This is a genomic window from Hymenobacter algoricola, assembly GCF_039539525.1.
GTDB classification, from domain to species: Bacteria; Bacteroidota; Bacteroidia; order Cytophagales; family Hymenobacteraceae; genus Hymenobacter; species Hymenobacter algoricola.
Genome location: NZ_BAABDH010000020.1, coordinates 54,504 through 72,427, shown reverse-complemented (window position 1 = coordinate 72,427; position 17,924 = coordinate 54,504). Strand labels below are relative to the sequence as shown.

The 17,924-nt window shown below is 61.9% G+C and carries 18 protein-coding genes and 1 tRNA gene; 9 read left to right on the top strand and 10 right to left on the bottom strand.

The window, feature by feature from the left end; genetic code table 11:
* Positions 1-2: 2 nt before the first annotated feature.
* The 3 genes from ABD842_RS06410 to atpD form a co-directional block, all read right to left on the bottom strand.
* Positions 3-1,082 (bottom strand): AI-2E family transporter, encoded by a 1,080-nt coding sequence (locus ABD842_RS06410; protein ID WP_345111655.1) that lies wholly within the window; start codon positions 1,080-1,082, stop codon positions 3-5.
* Positions 1,083-1,216: 134 nt separating this feature from the next.
* Entirely contained in the window at positions 1,217-1,462 is a 246-nt protein-coding gene (gene atpC, locus ABD842_RS06405) for an ATP synthase F1 subunit epsilon (RefSeq protein WP_345111652.1), read from the bottom strand.
* A 32-nt stretch (positions 1,463-1,494) separates the two neighbouring features.
* Positions 1,495-3,000, bottom strand: a complete 1,506-nt coding sequence (atpD, locus tag ABD842_RS06400) for a F0F1 ATP synthase subunit beta (RefSeq protein WP_345111649.1) — start codon at positions 2,998-3,000, stop codon at positions 1,495-1,497.
* A gap of 266 nt (positions 3,001-3,266) precedes the next feature.
* Here atpD and ABD842_RS06395 point away from each other — a divergent pair.
* From ABD842_RS06395 to pth, 4 genes are all read left to right on the top strand, one after another.
* Positions 3,267-3,339, top strand: a tRNA-Gln gene (locus ABD842_RS06395).
* A gap of 99 nt (positions 3,340-3,438) precedes the next feature.
* Complete coding sequence (locus tag ABD842_RS06390) at positions 3,439-4,374, top strand: ribose-phosphate pyrophosphokinase (protein WP_345111646.1); 936 nt, start codon at positions 3,439-3,441, stop codon at positions 4,372-4,374.
* A 301-nt stretch (positions 4,375-4,675) separates the two neighbouring features.
* Complete coding sequence (locus tag ABD842_RS06385) at positions 4,676-5,248, top strand: 50S ribosomal protein L25/general stress protein Ctc (protein ID WP_345111643.1); 573 nt, start codon at positions 4,676-4,678, stop codon at positions 5,246-5,248.
* A gap of 88 nt (positions 5,249-5,336) precedes the next feature.
* Positions 5,337-5,900 (top strand): aminoacyl-tRNA hydrolase, encoded by a 564-nt coding sequence (pth, locus tag ABD842_RS06380; RefSeq protein WP_345111640.1) that lies wholly within the window; start codon positions 5,337-5,339, stop codon positions 5,898-5,900.
* Positions 5,901-6,086: 186 nt separating this feature from the next.
* Here pth and metG read toward each other — a convergent pair whose 3' ends face one another.
* Positions 6,087-8,129: a methionine--tRNA ligase gene (gene metG / locus ABD842_RS06375; RefSeq protein ID WP_345111637.1), complete on the bottom strand. Its 2,043-nt coding sequence runs from the start codon at positions 8,127-8,129 to the stop codon at positions 6,087-6,089.
* A gap of 202 nt (positions 8,130-8,331) precedes the next feature.
* On the opposite strand from metG, the gene ABD842_RS06370 reads away from it, so the two are divergent.
* Positions 8,332-8,949: a hypothetical protein gene (locus tag ABD842_RS06370; RefSeq protein ID WP_345111634.1), complete on the top strand. Its 618-nt coding sequence runs from the start codon at positions 8,332-8,334 to the stop codon at positions 8,947-8,949.
* Positions 8,950-9,010: 61 nt separating this feature from the next.
* On the opposite strand, the gene ABD842_RS06365 is transcribed toward ABD842_RS06370, so the two are convergent.
* The 3 genes from ABD842_RS06365 to msrB all read right to left on the bottom strand — a co-directional run bounded on the left by ABD842_RS06365 (position 9,011) and on the right by msrB (position 10,956).
* Complete coding sequence (locus ABD842_RS06365; protein ID WP_345111631.1) at positions 9,011-9,352, bottom strand: hypothetical protein; 342 nt, start codon at positions 9,350-9,352, stop codon at positions 9,011-9,013.
* Between the two features lie 72 nt (positions 9,353-9,424).
* Positions 9,425-10,228, bottom strand: a complete 804-nt coding sequence (locus tag ABD842_RS06360) for a DUF3050 domain-containing protein (RefSeq protein WP_345111628.1) — start codon at positions 10,226-10,228, stop codon at positions 9,425-9,427.
* A gap of 155 nt (positions 10,229-10,383) precedes the next feature.
* Complete coding sequence (msrB, locus tag ABD842_RS06355) at positions 10,384-10,956, bottom strand: peptide-methionine (R)-S-oxide reductase MsrB (RefSeq protein WP_345111625.1); 573 nt, start codon at positions 10,954-10,956, stop codon at positions 10,384-10,386.
* 189 nt (positions 10,957-11,145) lie between these two features.
* Here msrB and typA point away from each other — a divergent pair, with 189 nt between their 5' ends.
* Entirely contained in the window at positions 11,146-12,954 is a 1,809-nt protein-coding gene (gene typA, locus ABD842_RS06350) for a translational GTPase TypA (protein ID WP_345111622.1), read from the top strand.
* A gap of 70 nt (positions 12,955-13,024) precedes the next feature.
* Here typA and ABD842_RS06345 read toward each other — a convergent pair whose 3' ends face one another.
* On the bottom strand, positions 13,025-13,828 hold the full coding sequence (locus ABD842_RS06345) for a class I SAM-dependent methyltransferase (RefSeq protein WP_345111619.1): 804 nt from the start codon (positions 13,826-13,828) through the stop codon (positions 13,025-13,027).
* Positions 13,829-14,186: 358 nt separating this feature from the next.
* Here ABD842_RS06345 and ABD842_RS06340 point away from each other — a divergent pair, with 358 nt between their 5' ends.
* Together ABD842_RS06340 and ABD842_RS06335 are read left to right on the top strand one after the other, a co-directional pair.
* The gene (locus tag ABD842_RS06340) at positions 14,187-14,972 is read left to right on the top strand and encodes a class I SAM-dependent methyltransferase (protein WP_345111616.1); all 786 of its coding nucleotides are present in this window, start codon (positions 14,187-14,189) and stop codon (positions 14,970-14,972) included.
* 259 nt (positions 14,973-15,231) lie between these two features.
* Positions 15,232-15,978 carry a YqjF family protein gene (locus ABD842_RS06335; protein ID WP_345111613.1) on the top strand — a complete coding sequence of 249 codons (747 nt, stop codon included), beginning with the start codon at positions 15,232-15,234 and terminating at the stop codon, positions 15,976-15,978.
* A gap of 18 nt (positions 15,979-15,996) precedes the next feature.
* Here ABD842_RS06335 and ABD842_RS06330 read toward each other — a convergent pair whose 3' ends face one another.
* Positions 15,997-16,272: an acylphosphatase gene (locus tag ABD842_RS06330; protein ID WP_345111610.1), complete on the bottom strand. Its 276-nt coding sequence runs from the start codon at positions 16,270-16,272 to the stop codon at positions 15,997-15,999.
* Between the two features lie 131 nt (positions 16,273-16,403).
* On the opposite strand from ABD842_RS06330, the gene ABD842_RS06325 reads away from it, so the two are divergent.
* Positions 16,404-17,135, top strand: coding sequence for a DoxX family membrane protein (locus ABD842_RS06325; RefSeq protein ID WP_345111607.1), 732 nt, complete (start codon positions 16,404-16,406; stop codon positions 17,133-17,135).
* Here ABD842_RS06325 and ABD842_RS06320 read toward each other — a convergent pair.
* Positions 17,098-17,904: a TrmH family RNA methyltransferase gene (locus ABD842_RS06320; RefSeq protein ID WP_345111605.1), complete on the bottom strand. Its 807-nt coding sequence runs from the start codon at positions 17,902-17,904 to the stop codon at positions 17,098-17,100. The genes ABD842_RS06325 and ABD842_RS06320 overlap by 38 nt on opposite strands.
* Positions 17,905-17,924: the final 20 nt, after the last annotated feature.

Sequence of the window (17,924 nt, the reverse complement as noted above, 5' to 3'; positions counted from 1 at the left end):
CGCTACGGCTGGCCGCCTTCTTTCTTTGTTTTCCCCGCCGCCAGGGCCGCCCGGTTTTCGCGCCGGAACACCTCCATCAGCACCAGAAAGTAGGACACCAGCAGCGGCCCCACTACCAGCCCGATGATGCCGAAGATTTCGACGCCCAGCACCAGCCCCACCAGCGTTACCAGCGGGTGAATGTCGCCCATGCGCTTGGCCAGCACGATGCGCAGCACGTTGTCCACGTTGATGATGACGATAAAGCCCACCAGCAGAATGCCCAGGGCTGACCCGGTCTGCCCCTGCGAGTATTGGTACACGGCCGCCGGCCCCCACACCAGCGGGGTACCCAGCACCGGTAGAAATGCCATGAAAAAGGCCACCACACCCCAGAACAGCGGATCGGGCACGCCAAACAGCCACAGCATAAGGCCCGTGAGTACGCCCTGCACCAGCGCCACCAGCACCTGCCCCAGCACGTTGGCATTCACGTTGTTTTTCAGCGACTCGCCCAGCTCACCCATCGTGTCGCCGCGGAAGGGCAGGTAACGGCGCAGCCCCAGCAGGAAGTAGGTTTCCTGCATAAACAGATAGTAGAGCGTGAACAGCATCAGCCCCACCACCACCAGGAAGTTGAGGGCACTGCTGGCCAGCGTGGGCAGCCAGCGGCTTACCTGGCCGGCGGCCTGCTCCAGCAGCTGCCGCACGTTCTGCTTGGCCAATAGCTGCAGGCCGGTAGCCTGCTCCAGCTTGTGGAGCACGTCCAGAATCCGCTCGGGGTGCCGGGCAAACGCCACGAGCCGGTCGATGAGCAGGGTGCTGAGAGCATAGAAGGGAATGATGAGCACGACCACCGTCACCAGCAGCACCCCAATCGTCACCAGCTGCCGGTTCCAGCGCCGCTGGTGTACCAGCGCCACCCACACCGGCCGGAAGATCACAAACAGAATGCCCGCCCCCACAAACGCCGTCAGGTACTGCGCCAGGCCCACCACGATCAGCGCGCCCAGCCCCAGCAACGATGCCACCAGCAGCACGTGCCGCTGCCGGGGCGTGTAGATGTTTTCGATGGCGGAGAAGAAGTCGGGGGGCAGCTGCATAACGAAAGCCGGGTGAGCTTGAGGCGTAAAGGTAAGCGACGGCCGCGCGGCGGCTATACCGCCGGCTAGTTAGCAAAAAAGCCGCTTCTGCGGGGCAGAAGCGGCTTTTTCAAGCTAATCGAGTTTGAAATGGCCTAGGCCACAACGCCTTCAGCCAGCACGATTACGTTGTTGCGGAGCACTTCCACCACGCCACCGGCAATGTGGAACGCCTCGCGGCCCGCCGCGCTGGTTACCGTAATGTCGCCGGCTTTCAGCGCGCTGATGAGCGGCGCGTGGTTGTTGAGCACCTCAAACAGCCCGTCGGTACCCGGAAACTGAGCCGACGTAACCTCGCCCGCGAATACCTGGCGGTCGGGCGTGATGATTTCTAAACGCATCCTTTTGGGAATTATGAATTCAGAATTAATAATTACTTGGCTTCGGCCATCAGCTTAGCCCCCTTGGCTACGGCATCTTCGATGTTGCCGACCAGGTTGAAGGCCGACTCCGGCAGGTGGTCGTGCTTGCCGTCGATGATTTCGTTGAAGCCTTTGATGGTGTCCTTGATGTCGACCAGCACGCCGGCCAGGCCGGTGAACTGCTCGGCCACGAAGAAGGGCTGCGACAGGAAGCGCTGCACCCGGCGGGCGCGGTTTACGACCTGCTTATCCTCTTCGCTCAATTCGTCCATACCCAGGATGGCGATGATGTCCTGCAGCTCCTTGTAGCGCTGCAGAATCTCCTTCACGCGCTGGGCGGTGTTGTAGTGCTCAGCCCCCAGCACCTCAATCGAGAGAATGCGCGAAGTGGAGTCCAATGGGTCAACGGCGGGGTAAATGCCCAGCTCGGCAATCTTCCGCGACAGTACCGTCGTGGCGTCAAGGTGAGCGAAGGTGTTGGCCGGGGCCGGGTCAGTCAAGTCATCGGCGGGCACATACACGGCCTGTACCGAGGTGATGGAACCGCGCTTGGTGGAGGTAATCCGCTCCTGCATAGCGCCCATCTCGGTAGCCAGCGTGGGCTGGTAGCCGACGGCCGACGGCATGCGGCCCAGCAGAGCCGATACTTCGGAACCGGCCTGGGTGAAGCGGAAGATGTTGTCGATGAAGAACAGGATGTCGCGGCCGGCACCGGTGCCGTCGCCGTCGCGGAAGTTCTCCGCAATGGTGAGGCCCGACAGGGCTACGCGGGCCCGGGCTCCGGGAGGCTCGTTCATCTGGCCAAACACCAGTGTCGCCTGCGACTTGGCCAGCTCGGTCTGATCCACCTTCGAGAGGTCCCAGCCGCCCTGCTCCATCGAGTGCTTGAACTCGGCGCCGTAGCGAATGATGTCCGACTCAATGAATTCGCGCAGCAAATCGTTGCCCTCACGGGTCCGCTCGCCCACGCCGGCAAACACCGACAGACCTTCGTAGGCCTTGGCAATGTTGTTTACCAGCTCCATGATGAGGACGGTTTTGCCTACGCCGGCGCCACCAAACAGACCGATTTTGCCACCCTTTACATAAGGAGCGAGCAAGTCGATTACTTTGATACCGGTATAGAGGATTTCCGACGACGTGGCCAGATCCTCGAAGGGTGGCGGCTGGCGGTGAATCGACATCGGACCCGCGCTGACAGGCTGCGGAATGCCGTCGATGGCGTAGCCGATGACGTTAAACAGACGACCTTTTACGCCTTCGCCGGTCGGCATCGAGATGGGCGAGCCCAGGTCGATGACTACCGCGCCGCGGGTCAGGCCCTCGGTCGAGTCCATGGCGATGGTACGCACACGGTCTTCGCCCAGGTGCTGCTGGCACTCGAGAATGACCACCTGGCCATTGTCTTTGGTTACCTGCAGTGCGTCGAGGATGTTTGGAAGCTTGGTGTTTTCACCAGCGAAGCTCACGTCCACAACGGGACCGATTACCTGGGTGATTTTGCCGTTATTCGCCATTGCGGGTCTTTATAGTAAATGGTGCAACGTTTTCAGGGCGCAAAACTACGGCTTAATCCCCGCTTTGCCAAAGCTCGTTCGGGGGAAAGATTTGGCAGTTTTTTACGGGGCCGTCGTCAGCTGAAAATCAGGCCTTCACCTCCCGGAGGTGGCCTTTTGGAGGGAAGGGAGCCAAAATATCTTTGGAAAATTTTTGCCCGAAAATTTGCCTCCCATAAATCCGGTAGTACATTTGCACACCCAAACAGCACACTGGTTTGGTTTTTTGTCCGATGGTGTAACTGGCAACACGCTTGATTTTGATTCAAGAAAGTCCAGGTTCGAGCCCTGGTCGGACAACTCTAAGTAACGCGAAAGGCGCTGATCCTTCCTCCCCGGAAGCATCGGCGCCTTTCGCTTTTTCAGTTCGTTTCAGTTTCGTCCCTTTTCCCCTTTGCCATGTCCATGTCACAGCGCGTTAAAATCTTCGCGGGAAATGCTTCCCACGAACTCGGTGAAAAAATTGCCGCCTCCTTTGGTCAGCCCCTCGGCGACCTGAGCATTCAGCGCTTCGCCGACACCGAGCTGGGGCCCAGCTTCAACGAAAGCGTGCGGGGCTGCGCCGTGTTCCTGATCCAGAGCACCAACCCGCCGGCCGAAAACCTGATGGAGCTCATGCTGATGGTGGACGCGGCCAAGCGCGCCTCGGCGGCCTCCGTGACGGTGGTGATGCCCTACTACGGCTACGCCCGCCAGGACCGCAAAGACAAGCCCCGGGTCAGCATTGGGGCCAAAGTGGTGGCCGACTTCGTGCAGAGCGTGGGCACCGACCGGCTGATGACCTGCGACCTGCACGCGGGCCAGATTCAGGGCTTCTTCGATATTCCCGTCGATCATCTGGACGGCGCCACCGTGACGGCGCCTTATATCAAGTCGCTGAACCTGGACAACCTGATTTTTGCCTCCCCCGACGTGGGCGGCGTGGTGCGCACGCGCGCTTTTGCCAAGAAGTTCGGGGCCGAAATCGTGGTCTGCGACAAGATGCGCCTGCGGGCCAACGAAATTGCTTCGATGCAGGTTATCGGCGACGTGACGGGCATGAACGTGGTGCTGGTCGATGACATCGTGGATACGGCCGGCACCATCTGCAAGGCCGCCGAGCTGCTGATGGAGCGCGGCGCCCTGTCGGTGCGGGCCGTCATTACCCACGCCGTACTCAGCGGCCCGGCCCACGAGCGAATCCGCACTTCGGCCCTGACTGAGCTCATCGTGTGCGACACGATTGCGCTGCGCGAGGAAAACCCCAAAGTGAAGGTCATTTCCCTGGCCCCGCTGTTTGCCAGCGCCATCCGCAACGTCGTGTCGCACGAAAGCATCAGCTCCTTGTTTGTATAAGTAAGGCCCGGCGTTGAGCCTGGCCTTGCGAGCATTCTGCGCATAAAGCAGAGACGAAGCAAGTCGTCCGGTAGCTGAGCTAAGCGTTGTAAAAGCAGAAAGCCCCGACGTTGGCGCGCGTCGGGGCTTTCTGCGAAAAAGCAGTTCGGCTCATTTCAGCGGACGGATTGCTTCGCTTGGCTGGCAATGACAGCAGCGGCTTTCCAATCCCAAACTATCCACCTATCTTTGCGGCCCGTTTGGGGCTGATTTTCAGCTTGGGCGGCAAAATACATCTTCATTTTTCTCAAAACACAAGCTTATGAAAAGCCTCGAGATTGTAGGGTTTAAAAGAGCGAATCTCGGTAAGAAGGATGCCAAAGCGTTGCGTCTTGACTCGTATGTGCCGTGCGTATTGTACGGTGGCACCGAGCAGGTTCACTTCTCGACTCCCGCTATCCTCTTCCGCGAACTGCTGTACACGCCCGAAGCCCACATCGTTGATCTGAACGTGGAAGGCACCCTGTACCGCGCTATCGTGCAGGACGCCCAGTTCCACCCCGTCAATGAAATGCTCCTCCACGTTGACTTCCTCCAGCTGGAAGAAGGCAAAGAAGTGAAGATGGACATTCCCGTGAAGTACATCGGCGTTTCGCCCGGCGTGCTGGCCGGTGGCAAGCTGGTAAGCAAGCTGCGCAAAGTGAAGGTGAAGGCTCTGCCCGAGAACCTGCCCGACTACGTAGAGGTAAACATTGCCGACCTCGAGCTCGGCAAGTCGGTGAAAGTAGGCCAGGTAGAGCCCAAAGGCTACACTATCCTGACCAACGTGGCTTCGCCGATTGCGACCGTGGCCATCCCACGCGCCCTGAAAGGCACGCTGGCCGCCGACAAGTAAGTCGACTCCGCTTCGTGAATACCGGGAAATCCTGCTTTGCTTCGGCAAGGCAGGATTTCCTTTTTCCAATTTCCCCGTATTTCGCGCTATGAAATTCCTGATTCTGGCCCTCGGCAACATTGGCCCCGAATACGCCGACACCCGCCACAACATTGGCTTCATGGTGGCCGACTACCTGGCCGCCAAGCACGACGCCCGCTTTGAAATAGGCCGCCACGCTTTCGTGACGGAAATCAGGGCCAAGGGCAAAACCTACGTGCTGGTGAAGCCCACCACCTACATGAACCTGAGCGGGAAGGCCGCCGCGCATTACCTGAGTAGCCTAAAGCTGGAGAAGGAACAGATGCTGGTCGTGACCGATGACCTGGCCCTGCCCTACGGCAAGCTGCGGCTGAAGGGCAAAGGCTCGGCCGGCGGGCACAACGGCCTCAAGTCCATCCAGGAAACCCTCGGCTCCGATGAGTACGCCCGCCTGCGCTTCGGCGTGGACGCCAACTTCCCCAAGGGCCGGCAGGTCGACTACGTGCTGGATCCGTTCTCCGCCGACGAGCGGATTGACCTGCCCCTGCACATCGAAAAAGCCGCCGACGCCGTGCTGGCGTTTGGGGCGCTGGGCATTGAGCGGGCCATGAACGTGGTGAACGTGAAGTAGGCCCGGCCTTGCCTGTCATTGCCAGGACGAAGCACGAAGCAATCCGTCCTGGACAATGAGCTGAGCTCTGTTTCATAAAAAAGCCCCGACACCAAGCAGGTGTCGGGGCTTTCCTGTTAACAAGTCTTTTTACATTTTAGAGGCCGAATTGCTTCGTAGTACCTCCTCGCAATGACAGGATAAAAATTACGCCACGAAACTCCCCGGCTTCACCGGCTGCCCGGGCTGCATGAGCTGCAGGGTGCCGTCGGCATCTTCGGCCATGAGCAGCATGCCCTGGCTCTGGATGCCCTTGATTTCGCGGGGGGCCAGGTTCAGCAGCACCATCACCTGCTGGCCGATGAGAGCTTCGGGAATGAAGTACTCGGCAATGCCGCTGACGATGGTGCGCTGGTCGAGGCCGGTATCGACGGTGAGCTTGAGCAGCTTCTTGGTCTTGGCTACTTTCTCGGCCGCTACCACGGTGCCCACGCGCAGGTCCATGCGGCCGAAGTCGTCGAAGCTGATGTCTTCCTTTGCCGGCGCGGTTACGGCGTTGGCCATTTCGTTGGCTTTCTTGGTGTCGAGCAGCTTCTGCACCTGGGCGTCCACGGTGGCATCCTCGATTTTGTCGAAGAGCAGCGCGGCGGCCCCGATTTCGTGGCCGGCGGCCAGCGCGTCGGGCCGGCCGGCCTGCGGCCAGGTGCCTTTTTCCAGGCGCAGCATGCCGCCCAGCGTGGCGGCGGAAGCGGGCAGGAAAGGTTCGAGCAGCGTAACCAGACCGGCAGCCAGCTGCAGGGCCACGTGCAGCACGGTGCCGGTGCGGGCCTCATCGGTCTTGATGAGCTTCCAGGGCTCGGTTTCGGCCAGGTACTTGTTGCCGGCCCGGCTCAGGTTCATCAGCTCATTGAGCGCGTCGCGGAAGCGGTAGTTTTCGATCAGCTCGCCGATGCGCTGGGGAAACTGGGCCAGCTGGGCCAGCACATCCCGGTCAATGTCCTGCAGCTCGGCAGCCGCCGGCACTTGGCCGGCGAAGAACTTGTGGGTCAGCACCACGGCGCGGTTCACGAAGTTGCCCAGGTTGGCCACCAGCTCGTTGTTGTTGCGGGCCTGAAAGTCTTTCCAGGTGAAGTCGTTGTCCTTGTTTTCCGGGGCATTGGCGCAGAGCACGTAGCGCAGCACGTCGCCTCTGCCGGCGAAATCCTGCAGGTACTCGTGCAGCCACACGGCCCAGTTGCGACTGGTGCTGATCTTGTCGCCTTCCAGGTTCAGAAACTCGTTGGCGGGCACGTTGTCGGGCAGGATATAGTCGCCGTGGGCCTTGAGCATCGCCGGGAAGATGATGCAGTGGAACACGATGTTGTCTTTGCCGATGAAGTGGACCAGCTTGGTGCCGGCGTCCTTCCAGTACGTTTCCCAGGTATCGGGCAGCAGGTCTTTGGTGGCCGAGATGTAGCCGATGGGCGCGTCGAACCACACGTAGAGCACCTTGCCGTCGGCGCCGGCCACCGGCACGGGCACGCCCCAGTCCAGGTCGCGGGTTACGGCGCGGGGGTGCAGGCCCTGGTCGATCCAGGATTTGCACTGCCCGTACACGTTGGCTTTCCAGTCGGCCTTGTGGCCTTCCACGATCCACTCCCGCAGCCAGGGCTCGTACTGGTCGAGGGGCAGGTACCAGTGCTTGGTTTCGCGCAGCACGGGCTGGTTGCCGCTGAGCATGGAGCGCGGACTGATCAGCTCGTTGGGGCTGAGCGAGGAGCCGCACTTCTCGCACTGGTCGCCGTAGGCGTTGTCGTTGCCGCAGTTCGGGCAGGTGCCCACGATGTAGCGGTCGGCCAGGAATTGCTCGGCCTTCTCGTCGTAGTACTGCTGGGACGTCTGCTCGATGAACTTGCCCTCCTCGTAGAGCTTGCGGAAAAAGCCGCTGGCCACTTCGCTGTGCGTCTTCGACGACGTGCGCGAGTAGATGTCGAACGAGACGCCGAAGTCCTGGAACGAGTCGCGGATGATAGCGTGGTACTTATCCACGACCTGCTGGGGCGTGACGCCCTCCTTCTGGGCCCGGATGGTGATGGGCACGCCGTGCTCGTCGGAGCCGCAGATGAACTTGACGTCGCGGCCCATGGCGCGCAGATAGCGCACGTAGATATCGGCGGGCAGGTAAACCCCGGCCAGGTGGCCGATGTGCACCGGACCGTTGGCATAAGGCAGCGCCGCCGTGACGGTATAGCGTTGGGGAACAGCTTGCATGGAAAAGAAAAAAAGCCTGGAGAAAGCGAAACAGCCGAAGCCTCCCGGCACGTGAAGTCAGAAACGAAGGCGCAAAGAAACGAGGAAAAGCAGGAACGGCTTGGCCAAAAATCGGCACATAGCGTTTGAGGAATGGATTAGTATATATTTGAGGGCAAGCTCACCCCCGCCTCCCCGACTCGAACCCCAACCATTCTGCCCCATGAAAAAGTCTGCTCCCGAGCAATCCGAGAAAAAGGACAAGAAAGACCCGGCGCAAAAAGCCCAGCGCAAGGCCGCCAAAGCCGCCGCCAAAGCTACCGACACCATGAAGTCGGTGAAGACGAGCAAGAAGGCGGATCAGAAAAAGTCGCTGAAGCTGGCGGCCAAGCAGCTGCAAAAAGAGCTGGACGGCCGCATTGCGGAAGTGGTGAAGCGCATCCGTAAAGAGACGAAAGACCAGTTGAAGGAAGTGGTAAAGGACGCCACCCGCCGCCTCGATCAGGACACCCAGCAGCTGTTTGAGCAAGCGCTGCACACAATAGTGCGCACCCACGAAAACGGCACTCCGGCCGCTTCCGACAGCATTTCTACTGCTTCTACCGCCGTGAAGAAGCCGGCTGCCAGCCGCCCCAGCCGCCCTTCCCGGGCCGCGGCCGCCCCTGCTACCGCTTCGGCCAAAGCGCGGCCTGGCACCGCGGGTGCGCCGGCCTTAGCCGCGGCCAGCCGCAGCAAGCCAGCTGCCGGGACCACGCCGGCCCGCCGGCCGGCCGCCAAGCCCAAAGCCTCCGGCCAGGCCGCCGGCACAGCCGATTCCCCGACCGGCGGCGACAACAGCTAACCAGGTTGCTCCCGGCGCTTAACAGCGGCCCGCTCCTTCGCCGGAGCGGGCCGCTGTTGGTTTAGGGGCGCCGCAGCGTATCCATGGGAGCATCGTCGAGGCGGCGCATGCGGGTTTCGGGCGTGGTGTTGTTCGGGTCGTTGGTATTGAGGGTTTCCACGCGCTTGCGGGAGTTGGTGCCGCTGGCCTGCTCACCCAGGTTGACCCGGCCGGGCGTGGCATCGGGCACGGAGCCACCGTAGCCCGCGCCGCTGTTGTAGGCGGCCTGCCGGTCGGCGTCGGAGCGGATGGTGGTGGGCACCGGGGCGCGGTCTACTTCGCCGGCGCTTTCCTGCGCAGTCGTGCAGGCACTCAGCAGCGCACTGGTCAGCAGCAGACCGGGAAGAATATGGCTGGTTTTCATGGGGCGTGGTCGTAAAGCTGCTCCAGAGCGGAGCCGCTCTGGTACAACGCGCATCGGCCCCGGGAAGTTAACCTACGAGGCGGCCGGGACCGGTGTGCTGAGCGTTTGACGAATGCCGTTCCACAGTGCCATGCGGGCCTGCATACAGCGGCTGGCCACGTCGCGGCAGTCGTCCCAGCACTGGGCGTCGTGCCCGCACAGCTCGCGCACCATCTGCTCGGCCAGGGGCGTGTGTACTTCCTCATCGAGCTGAATGTGCCGGTCCAGGTAGTAGGTGAACGTGTCGAGCTGGCCGGGAAAGCGCTGGCGCAGGTCAGCAATCAGGTGGCGGAACATGTCGGGAATTACGTCCTCGCGGCCAAACGTGAAGGCGGCCGCGACGGCGTGGGGCTTGCCCGAATGGATGATGCTGAACGTGCTGAGCACGAACTGCTGGACGGAGTAGGGCGCATTGGCCCGCAGCAGCGCCTGCTCCACCGACTCGCCCACCGACAGCGCGTCGAGCAGGCGGCGGATGGGCTGGGTATCGGCGCCGCACTCTTCCATGGCCCGCAGGTACAGCTCAAAGTGGCTGGTAGGCTGGCCGTGCTGGTCTACGTCGGTTTCCTCTTCCAGCACGATTTCGTTGATCAGGCGGCGGGTGGCGGGGTTGCCGCGGGGCACCCAGGGCACCGTCACGCAGGTCAGGTCGCGCTGCAGGCACTTGAGCAGCGACATAAAATCCCACACGGCAAACACGTGGTGCTCCATGAACTGGCGCAGATCTTCCAGCGAATGCAGCCCCTGATACACGCCGTGCGCGACGAGCTGCTCCCGGGCGGGAGCCAGCTGTTGGTGCAAAGTCTGAATATGGTCGGTGGTGGTGGTAGTTGACATGGGCGCGGGGCGGAACCGGAGTCCGCAGTTGGTGAAGGCAGGCAGCCTGAATAAGCGCAACGGCGCTGCAATGTTCGGGCTATATTTTTCGGCTAAAAGAAATGACCGGCCGGCAGAGGCGGCCGGCCGGTCATTTTCAGCAGGAGCAACCCGACTTACTTCTTCTCGAAGAGCATGGCGTCGGAGTCCATGCAGTAGCGCTGGCCGGTGGGCTTGGGGCCGTCGTCGAACACGTGGCCGAGGTGGCCGCCGCACTGGGCGCACACGATTTCGTCGCGGCTCATGCCCATCGTGTTGTCACCCGTGACCTTCAGGCTGGCCGCCGTGGCCGGCGCCCAGAAGCTGGGCCAGCCGGTGCCCGACTCAAACTTGGTTTCCGAGGAAAACAGCAGGTTGTGGTCGGCCGCGCAGTAGTAGTTGCCCTTCTCGTGGTTGTCGTGGTACTTGTTGGCAAAAGGCCGCTCGGTGCCCTGCTGGCGCAGGATAAAGTACTGCTCCGGCGTCAGCTGGGCCTTCCACTGGGCGTCGGTTTTGCGGATCGGAAACTCGTCGGGCTTGCCGGTCACCACCGCCGGCTTGGGGTAGGATTTAGCCGCATCCGACGGGTTGGTTACCGGGCGGGACGAGTCGGCGAGGTCCATTTTGGCGTCGCGGGCGCTTTTTTTCTGGGAGCAGGCCGAGCCCAGCGTCAGGGCTGAGAACAGCAGGATTAACAGGGAGGAACGCATACGGAGAAAGAGCATTAGGGCGAAATTCGGGGCCGGCGGGAGTGCCGGCGCTACGGGTCAAACATACGCGGTGGGCATTGGGTTCGGTTCTGTTTGACCCGTAGGTTTCAGTCTCAGGAAGTTATCATTTCGGCAGCCTGAGAATTTGCGCCAAACATTCCGTACCTTTGCACCCGGAAAACCCTTTGTATGCAGAACATTCGGAATATCGCAATCATTGCGCACGTTGACCACGGCAAGACTACGCTCGTGGACAAAATCATTCACGCCTCGAAGCTATTCGACGAGCACCAGCAGTTCGACGACTTGATCCTCGACAACAACGACCTGGAGCGCGAGCGAGGCATTACCATCGTCTCCAAGAACGTATCCGTACGCTACAAGGACGTTAAGATCAACATCATCGACACCCCTGGTCACGCCGACTTCGGCGGCGAGGTGGAGCGGGTGCTGAAGATGGCCGACGGCGTATTGCTGCTCGTCGATGCCTTCGAAGGTGCCATGCCCCAGACCCGTTTCGTGCTGGGCAAAGCCATTGACCTGGGCCTGAAGCCGATTGTGGTGGTGAACAAGGTGGACAAGGAAAACTGCCGCCCCGACGAGGTGTACGAGCAGGTTTTCGACCTGATGTTCAACCTCGGCGCTTCGGAAGACCAGCTCGACTTCGTGACGCTGTACGGCTCCTCGAAGCAGGGCTGGATGAGCACCGACTGGAAAGAGAAAACCGACAACATCATTCCGCTGCTCGACGCGGTTGTCGCTTCGATTCCGCCCGCTCCGACCCTGGACGGTACCCCCCAGATGCAGGTTACCTCGCTCGACTACTCGTCGTTCGTGGGCCGTATCGCCATCGGCCGCGTGCACCGCGGTACGCTGAAGGAAGGCGCCAACATGAGCCTGGTAAAGCGTGACGGTACGATCAAGAAAGTAAAGATCAAGGAGCTGCAGGTGTTCGAAGGCTTGGGTCGCACCAAGGTTTCGGAAGTTAGCTCCGGCGAAATCTGCGCCGTAACCGGCATCGAAGGCTTCGACATCGGCGACACCATCGCCGACGCCGAAAACCCCGAGGGCCTGACGGTAATCAGCATCGACGAGCCGACGATGAACATGCTGTTCACCATCAACAACTCGCCGTTCTTCGGTAAGGAAGGCAAATTCGTGACCTCCCGCCATTTGCGGGACCGGCTGTTCAAGGAAACCGAGAAAAACCTCGCTTTGCGCGTAAAGGAAACCGATAAGGAAGATACGTTCCTGGTCTATGGCCGCGGTATTCTTCACTTGTCGGTTCTCATCGAGACCATGCGTCGCGAAGGGTTCGAGCTGCAGGTAGGCCAGCCGCAGGTACTGTTCCGCGAAGACGAGGACGGTCACCGCACCGAGCCTATCGAGCACCTGGTGGTCGACGTACCGGAGGAAACTGCTGGTAAGGTGATTGAGCTGGTGACGATGCGCAAAGGCGAGCTGACCATCATGGAGCCGAAAGGCGACCTGCAGCACCTCGAGTTCAACATCCCGGCCCGGGGTCTGATCGGTCTGCGTAACAACGTACTGACGGCAACGGCTGGGGAGGCCATCATGAACCACCGCTTCGCCTCGTACGAGCTATATAAGGGCGTAATTCCCGGCCGTATCTCCGGCTCGCTGATTTCGATGGACACCGGTGCCGGCACCGCCTACACCATCGACAAGATGCAGGACCGCGGTGAGTTCTTCGTTGATCCGGGTGAGGAAGTGTACGCCGGCCAGGTTATCGGTGAGCACACCCGCCCGAACGATTTGACCATCAACATCCAGAAAGGCAAGAAGCTCACGAACATGCGTGCGTCGGGTACCGACGACAACGCCAAGATTGTTCCCAAGCGCCAGTTCTCGCTGGAAGAAGCCATGGAATACATCCAGAAGGATGAGTACCTGGAAGTAACGCCCAAGTCGGTGCGGATGCGCAAGATCCTGCTCGACGAAAACGAGCGTCTGCGCTCGGCCAAGAAGATCGACTAATTTTTGGTCTGACAATAGAAAAGGGGTGCAGCCGATGGCTGCACCCCTTTTTTGTGCCTTCCCGTTTCGGTTACCGCTTACGCAGCAGCCACACGTCCTGGCTGGCGGCGGCGCCCTGCCGCTCACCGGGAAGGTGCTCCAGCACCTCACACTGCCGGCCGAACAACTCGTGTAGGAATGTCGGCGGCTGAAAGGCGGCAAACACCCGGTGTCCCTCGTCCACGTTGCTGCGGATGACCAGCTGCCCCGCGTCGAAGGTAGCTCGCTCGGCGTCGGTCATGATGGCGCGGAAGGCGGCGCCGTGGGTGGTAAACAGCAGCACGCCCCCGGGCCGGGTCACGCGCAGCAGCTCGTCGTACCAGCGCTGGTGGCCCGAAGCGGAAAGGTGGGTGAAGATGGAAATGCCACACACCGCATCAAACGCCGCTCCCGCCGCCTGCAGGGGCGGATCGATGCCGTTGAGCAGGAATTCAATGCCGGGCAGGTGCCGGCGGCACCAGTCGATGGAGCGGGCGTTGTAGTCGGTGCCGGTGTAGCGGCAGCCCCGGCCCACTACCGCGGGCAGGTGGCGGATAACCCGGGCCGGGCCGCAGCCCCAGTCGAGGATATGCTGATTCTGCAGGTCCAGGTGGCGGGCCAGATGGTCGCGCACCCACTCGGCGGTTTCGCGGCCCCCTTCGTAGTATTTGTGGTAGTTGAGCTGAAACGACTCGTACATCAGGTAGTCCGGCGGCAGCGCCACCGACGGGTGGGCGGCGCGAAACGCCTGGTTGGGCCGGCGGTTGCGGTAGCGCAGCAGCCCGTAGCGGACCCGGTCGGCGGCGTGCATCAGGCCGACGCGGCGGAGCAGGGTGGTTAGCAAAGCTTTATTCATCCCTGCAATATCCCACTTTAGCGGCAGCAGGCACCATCCTCTTCCGCACCCGTTGCCCTACTTGCAGCAGTCCGGGGCTCTCAGCCGGGTTTCGCGGCCTTGTCCGGGCGGGCACAATGCGTGGAAGTACCACTTTTTGGCGAACAGCCGCTTTGTAGAAGTGCCGGTCAGGCCCATGAGGGCAGGTTTCAAGTGGGCAAAACCGGGCAGCCCGACCCTTGTAAAAAGCCCCACGCAGTTTTGACTTACCCCCGCAGCCACCCCAGCAGCCTGGAGTGACAGCAAACCGCCGCAGTACGATATAGTCGTCCGAACTGCGATATTGCGACCACAACTTGCCACGCACTTACCCAGCACAATGAAAAGAATCCACGTATTCGAGCTGGAGGACTTCGCCTGGTTTCCCAATTGGCTTAGGGCCTGTCTGACGAAGCTCATGGTGGTAATGCACCAGATGGTGGGCTCGCCCGAGGATTTAGCCAGGCTGATTGGAAAAGCCTTGCAGCATTCCCATAAGCACACCATAGTGGACCTGTGCTCCGGCAGTGGCGGGCCCATGCTACAGGTGTTCGAAAAGCTGAAAAGTCAACCCGGCATGGCCGATTTACACTTAACGCTCACCGACCTCTACCCAAACCAGGAAGTCGCCACAGAAGTAAATAATAGCCAAACCCCTAATCTGGCTTACCACCTGGCTGCCGTGAATGCCGCCGAAGTTCCGGCCGACTTAATCGGGGTGCGCACCCTGGTGGGCAGCTTCCACCACATGCCCCCCGAAACGGCCCGGCGCATCCTGCAAGATGCTCAGGCCAGCCAGCAGCCCATCTGCATCTACGAGATAAGCGACAACAGCCTGCCCACGGCGCTTTGGTGGATTTCGCTGCCCCTGATATTTCTCATGAGCTTTTTCATTACCCCATTTGCCCGTTCCTTAACCTGGAAGCAGCTGGCCTTTACCTACCTGCTTCCCATCATTCCCCTCTGCTTTGCCTGGGACGGCGCCGTCTCCAACGTCCGCACCTACACTCTGGAAGACCTGGACAGCCTGCTAAACGGGCTCGAAACGGAACACTACACCTGGGAAAAGGGCCGAATCACCGGCCGGGTAAAAAAGCTGTATTTGCTTGGCATGCCGAAAGCCTAGTGCTTCACAAAGAGCATTTTCTGAAGCAGCGGCCCGTAGTACGGGCCACTCGGTTGGGGTTGCCTCGGTGAAACTGCAGCACCCAGAGCAGTCCTCAAATTTGGGTACTGCTTTTTTCGGCAGTAGTTCAACCGGCAATGATTCCGGTTGAACTACTGCTCACTCTTTTTATCGGTAAGCGGGCAGCCCATTGGCGGGCCCGGCGGTTGTACTGGCGTTGCCAGGCCGCCTCAACCGCCGTGGCCATTCCCCTTCGCCAATGCCATCCGACTCCCTCATCCCGACTTCCCGCCGCCTGCACCTGATGCAGCAGCGCTGGAGCCAGCTGCTCTTTGCTCACTGGCCCGTAGACCCGGAAATACTGCGGCCCTACCTGCCCGCCCGGCTGGAACTGGACTTGTTTGAGGGGCAGGCGTGGCTGGGCGTGGTGCCGTTTACCATGAGCCACATCCGGCCGCTGGGGCTGCCCGCCGTGCCGGGCCTGAACCGCCTGCACGAGCTGAACGTGCGCACCTACGCCACGCTGGACGGCGTGCCGGGCGTGTGGTTTCTGTCGTTGGATGCCACCCAGCCGCTGGGCGTGTGGGCGGCCCGCACCCTGTTTCACCTGCCCTACCTGCACGCCCGCATGAGCCTGACGGAAACCGACGGCACCTTGCGGGCCATGGCCGAACGGACCCACCGGGGCGCCGCCCCCGCCCGCTTTGCCGCTACCTGGACTCCGGGCGCAGTGCTGCCCCCTGCCCGCCCCGGGTCACTGCCGCATTTTCTGACGGAGCGCTATTACCTCTACACCGCCGGCGCCGACCTGGCCGCGGCGGTGCGGGGCACCGATCTGTGGCGGGGCCGGCTTTTCCATGAGCCCTGGACGCTGCGCGCCGCCACGCTCAGCGAGTGGGAGTCGACGCTGCTGGAAAGCCACGGCCTGCCCACTCCCGCCGGCCCCCCACTGCTGTACGCCGCCGACGCGCTGGACGTGCAGGTGCAGGAGCTGCGGCGGATTTAGGCTGCCGCGGCCCCGCGCCTACTCCCGGCGGACCTCAAACCGCTGATACCCTTGCAGCGGCCCGGCGGTGGCTTCCATCTCGTCGACCCGGGCCGCCGGTGGGCCGTGCCGGCACCAGGCTTCGAGCGTATCCAAGGCTGCCGCCGGGCCTTCGGCCTCGATGGTGACGGTGGCGTCGGAGTTGTTGCGGGCGTAGCCGGTCAGGCCTAATTTCTCGGCCTGCTGCTGGGCGCTCTGGCGAAAGAATACGCCCTGCACGCGGCCGTGAATGCGGAATATGCGGTGTTCAGTCATGGCAAAAAGGGGGTGGCGGCGGTTAGGCAGCACTAACAGAAGTGGCCTACGGCTACCGGAGCTATGCGGCGACCAGCTGCTGGTATCAAGGAGTAATTTCTTTACTTGGCGTCAATAAATACCTTGTGCCGATGCTGAATCCTGCCCCTACCCTGGTCTACAGCCTCCTTATTATGCTGCCAATGCTGGCAACCGCAATAGCCCTGTGGGCCGGCGGCTGGCTGCGGCGGCTTTACGTGCTGGCCGCGCGGGTGCTGCTGGGCGCGTTTATGCTGGGCGGCGGCCTGTATAAGCTGTCCGACAACCACCTCCACGGCCTGATGGGGCCGCCCATGGACCACGCTTTCCTGGCCAAAAACGGGCTGGAAATTTTTGCTCAGTTCGTTGGGGTGGCCCAGCTGATTATCGGACTGCTGCTGCTCACGGGCCGGTTTGCCCTGCTGGGGGCCCTGATGCTGGTGCCCATGTGGCTCGGCATCATCATGCTCACCTGGTCGCAGCACTGGGTCGGCACGCCTTACCTGACCACCGGCTTTCTGGTGCTCACCCTGGGGCTGCTGCTGCACGACTATCAGCGGCTCAAATACCTGCTCTACCCGCCTGCGGAGCCCGAAATCATCCGGGCGGTGCCGGTGCGCACCGGCCCGCGGGGGGCGGAGCTGCTGTGGTGGCTGGGCGTGGCCGTATTCATGGGCGGCAGCCTGCTGTACCCGATTTCGCTGGCCGTGATGGAGGGCACCATGCTGGCCGGCCTGGCGCTGCTGCTGGGGGCGGGCGGCTGGCTGTGGCAGTACCGGAAGGCCGCCGCGGGGATTTCCTCCGGGGCTACCCCCGCTGCCGCACCGCTTCAAAGGTCAGAATAGCCGTGGCGGTGCTCACGTTGAGCGAATCGATGTAGCCGGCCATCGGGATGATGATGGTCTGGTCGCAGGCGGCCATCAGCTCGGGCGTGAGGCCGTCGGCTTCGGTACCCATCACGAAGGCGGTGGGGCCGCGAAAGTCGAACTCGGTGTAGGGCCGGGCCTGGGGCGTGAGGGCAGCGGCGTAGGTGCGGATGCCGCGCTGGGCGCACCAGGCCAGCAGCTCGGCGCGGGTGGTGGCCACGGTGGGCACCGTGAAAATGCAGCCGATGCTGGAGCGGATGGCGTTGGGGTTGTAGAGGTCGGTGCGCGGGTCGCAGATGATGACGGCGTCGGCCCGGGCGGCATCGGCGGTGCGCAGGATGGCGCCCAGGTTGCCGGGCTTCTCCACCGCTTCCAGCACCAGCAGCAGCGGATTGGAAGGCAGCGGCAGGTCCTGCAGCGTGTGGTGGGGCGGGCGCACCAGGGCCAGCACGCCGTCGGAGCCTTCACGGTAGGCCACTTTCTCAAACACCGCCTTCGACACCACGAACCAGTCCTGAAGCGTCCCAAACAGAGTTTCCAGCGCGCGCAGCTGGACTTCGCCGGCCAGCTCAGGACACACAAACAGCGCCTGTACCGCCACGCCGGCCTGGTGGGCAATGGTCAGCTCCCGGTGGCCTTCAATGATGGTCAGGTTTTGCTGCCGACGCTCCGACGACTTCTGCTGCAGGCGCAGCAGGTTTTTGATGCGCGGATTCTGGGGGCTGGTAATGTGGTCAGCGGCGGGCATGGTGGAGAGGGACGAAAACG

What these genes read in the sequence shown, in the direction of transcription:
- ABD842_RS06390 (WP_345111646.1), top strand. Translation starts at nt 3,439, where the DNA reads ATGTCCATGTCACAGCGCGTTAAAATCTTCGCGGGAAATGCTTCCCAC.
- ABD842_RS06320 (WP_345111605.1), bottom strand. Translation starts at nt 17,904, where the DNA reads ATGCCCGCCGCTGACCACATTACCAGCCCCCAGAATCCGCGCATCAAA.
- ABD842_RS06360 (WP_345111628.1), bottom strand. Translation starts at nt 10,228, where the DNA reads ATGTCAACTACCACCACCACCGACCATATTCAGACTTTGCACCAACAG.
- ABD842_RS06340 (WP_345111616.1), top strand. Translation starts at nt 14,187, where the DNA reads ATGAAAAGAATCCACGTATTCGAGCTGGAGGACTTCGCCTGGTTTCCC.
- ABD842_RS06330 (WP_345111610.1), bottom strand. Translation starts at nt 16,272, where the DNA reads ATGACTGAACACCGCATATTCCGCATTCACGGCCGCGTGCAGGGCGTA.
- msrB (WP_345111625.1), bottom strand. Translation starts at nt 10,956, where the DNA reads ATGCGTTCCTCCCTGTTAATCCTGCTGTTCTCAGCCCTGACGCTGGGC.
- ABD842_RS06365 (WP_345111631.1), bottom strand. Translation starts at nt 9,352, where the DNA reads ATGAAAACCAGCCATATTCTTCCCGGTCTGCTGCTGACCAGTGCGCTG.
- ABD842_RS06335 (WP_345111613.1), top strand. Translation starts at nt 15,232, where the DNA reads ATGCCATCCGACTCCCTCATCCCGACTTCCCGCCGCCTGCACCTGATG.
- atpC (WP_345111652.1), bottom strand. Translation starts at nt 1,462, where the DNA reads ATGCGTTTAGAAATCATCACGCCCGACCGCCAGGTATTCGCGGGCGAG.
- ABD842_RS06385 (WP_345111643.1), top strand. Translation starts at nt 4,676, where the DNA reads ATGAAAAGCCTCGAGATTGTAGGGTTTAAAAGAGCGAATCTCGGTAAG.
- atpD (WP_345111649.1), bottom strand. Translation starts at nt 3,000, where the DNA reads ATGGCGAATAACGGCAAAATCACCCAGGTAATCGGTCCCGTTGTGGAC.
- ABD842_RS06410 (WP_345111655.1), bottom strand. Translation starts at nt 1,082, where the DNA reads ATGCAGCTGCCCCCCGACTTCTTCTCCGCCATCGAAAACATCTACACG.
- typA (WP_345111622.1), top strand. Translation starts at nt 11,146, where the DNA reads ATGCAGAACATTCGGAATATCGCAATCATTGCGCACGTTGACCACGGC.
- ABD842_RS06370 (WP_345111634.1), top strand. Translation starts at nt 8,332, where the DNA reads ATGAAAAAGTCTGCTCCCGAGCAATCCGAGAAAAAGGACAAGAAAGAC.
- pth (WP_345111640.1), top strand. Translation starts at nt 5,337, where the DNA reads ATGAAATTCCTGATTCTGGCCCTCGGCAACATTGGCCCCGAATACGCC.
- ABD842_RS06345 (WP_345111619.1), bottom strand. Translation starts at nt 13,828, where the DNA reads ATGAATAAAGCTTTGCTAACCACCCTGCTCCGCCGCGTCGGCCTGATG.
- ABD842_RS06325 (WP_345111607.1), top strand. Translation starts at nt 16,404, where the DNA reads ATGCTGAATCCTGCCCCTACCCTGGTCTACAGCCTCCTTATTATGCTG.
- metG (WP_345111637.1), bottom strand. Translation starts at nt 8,129, where the DNA reads ATGCAAGCTGTTCCCCAACGCTATACCGTCACGGCGGCGCTGCCTTAT.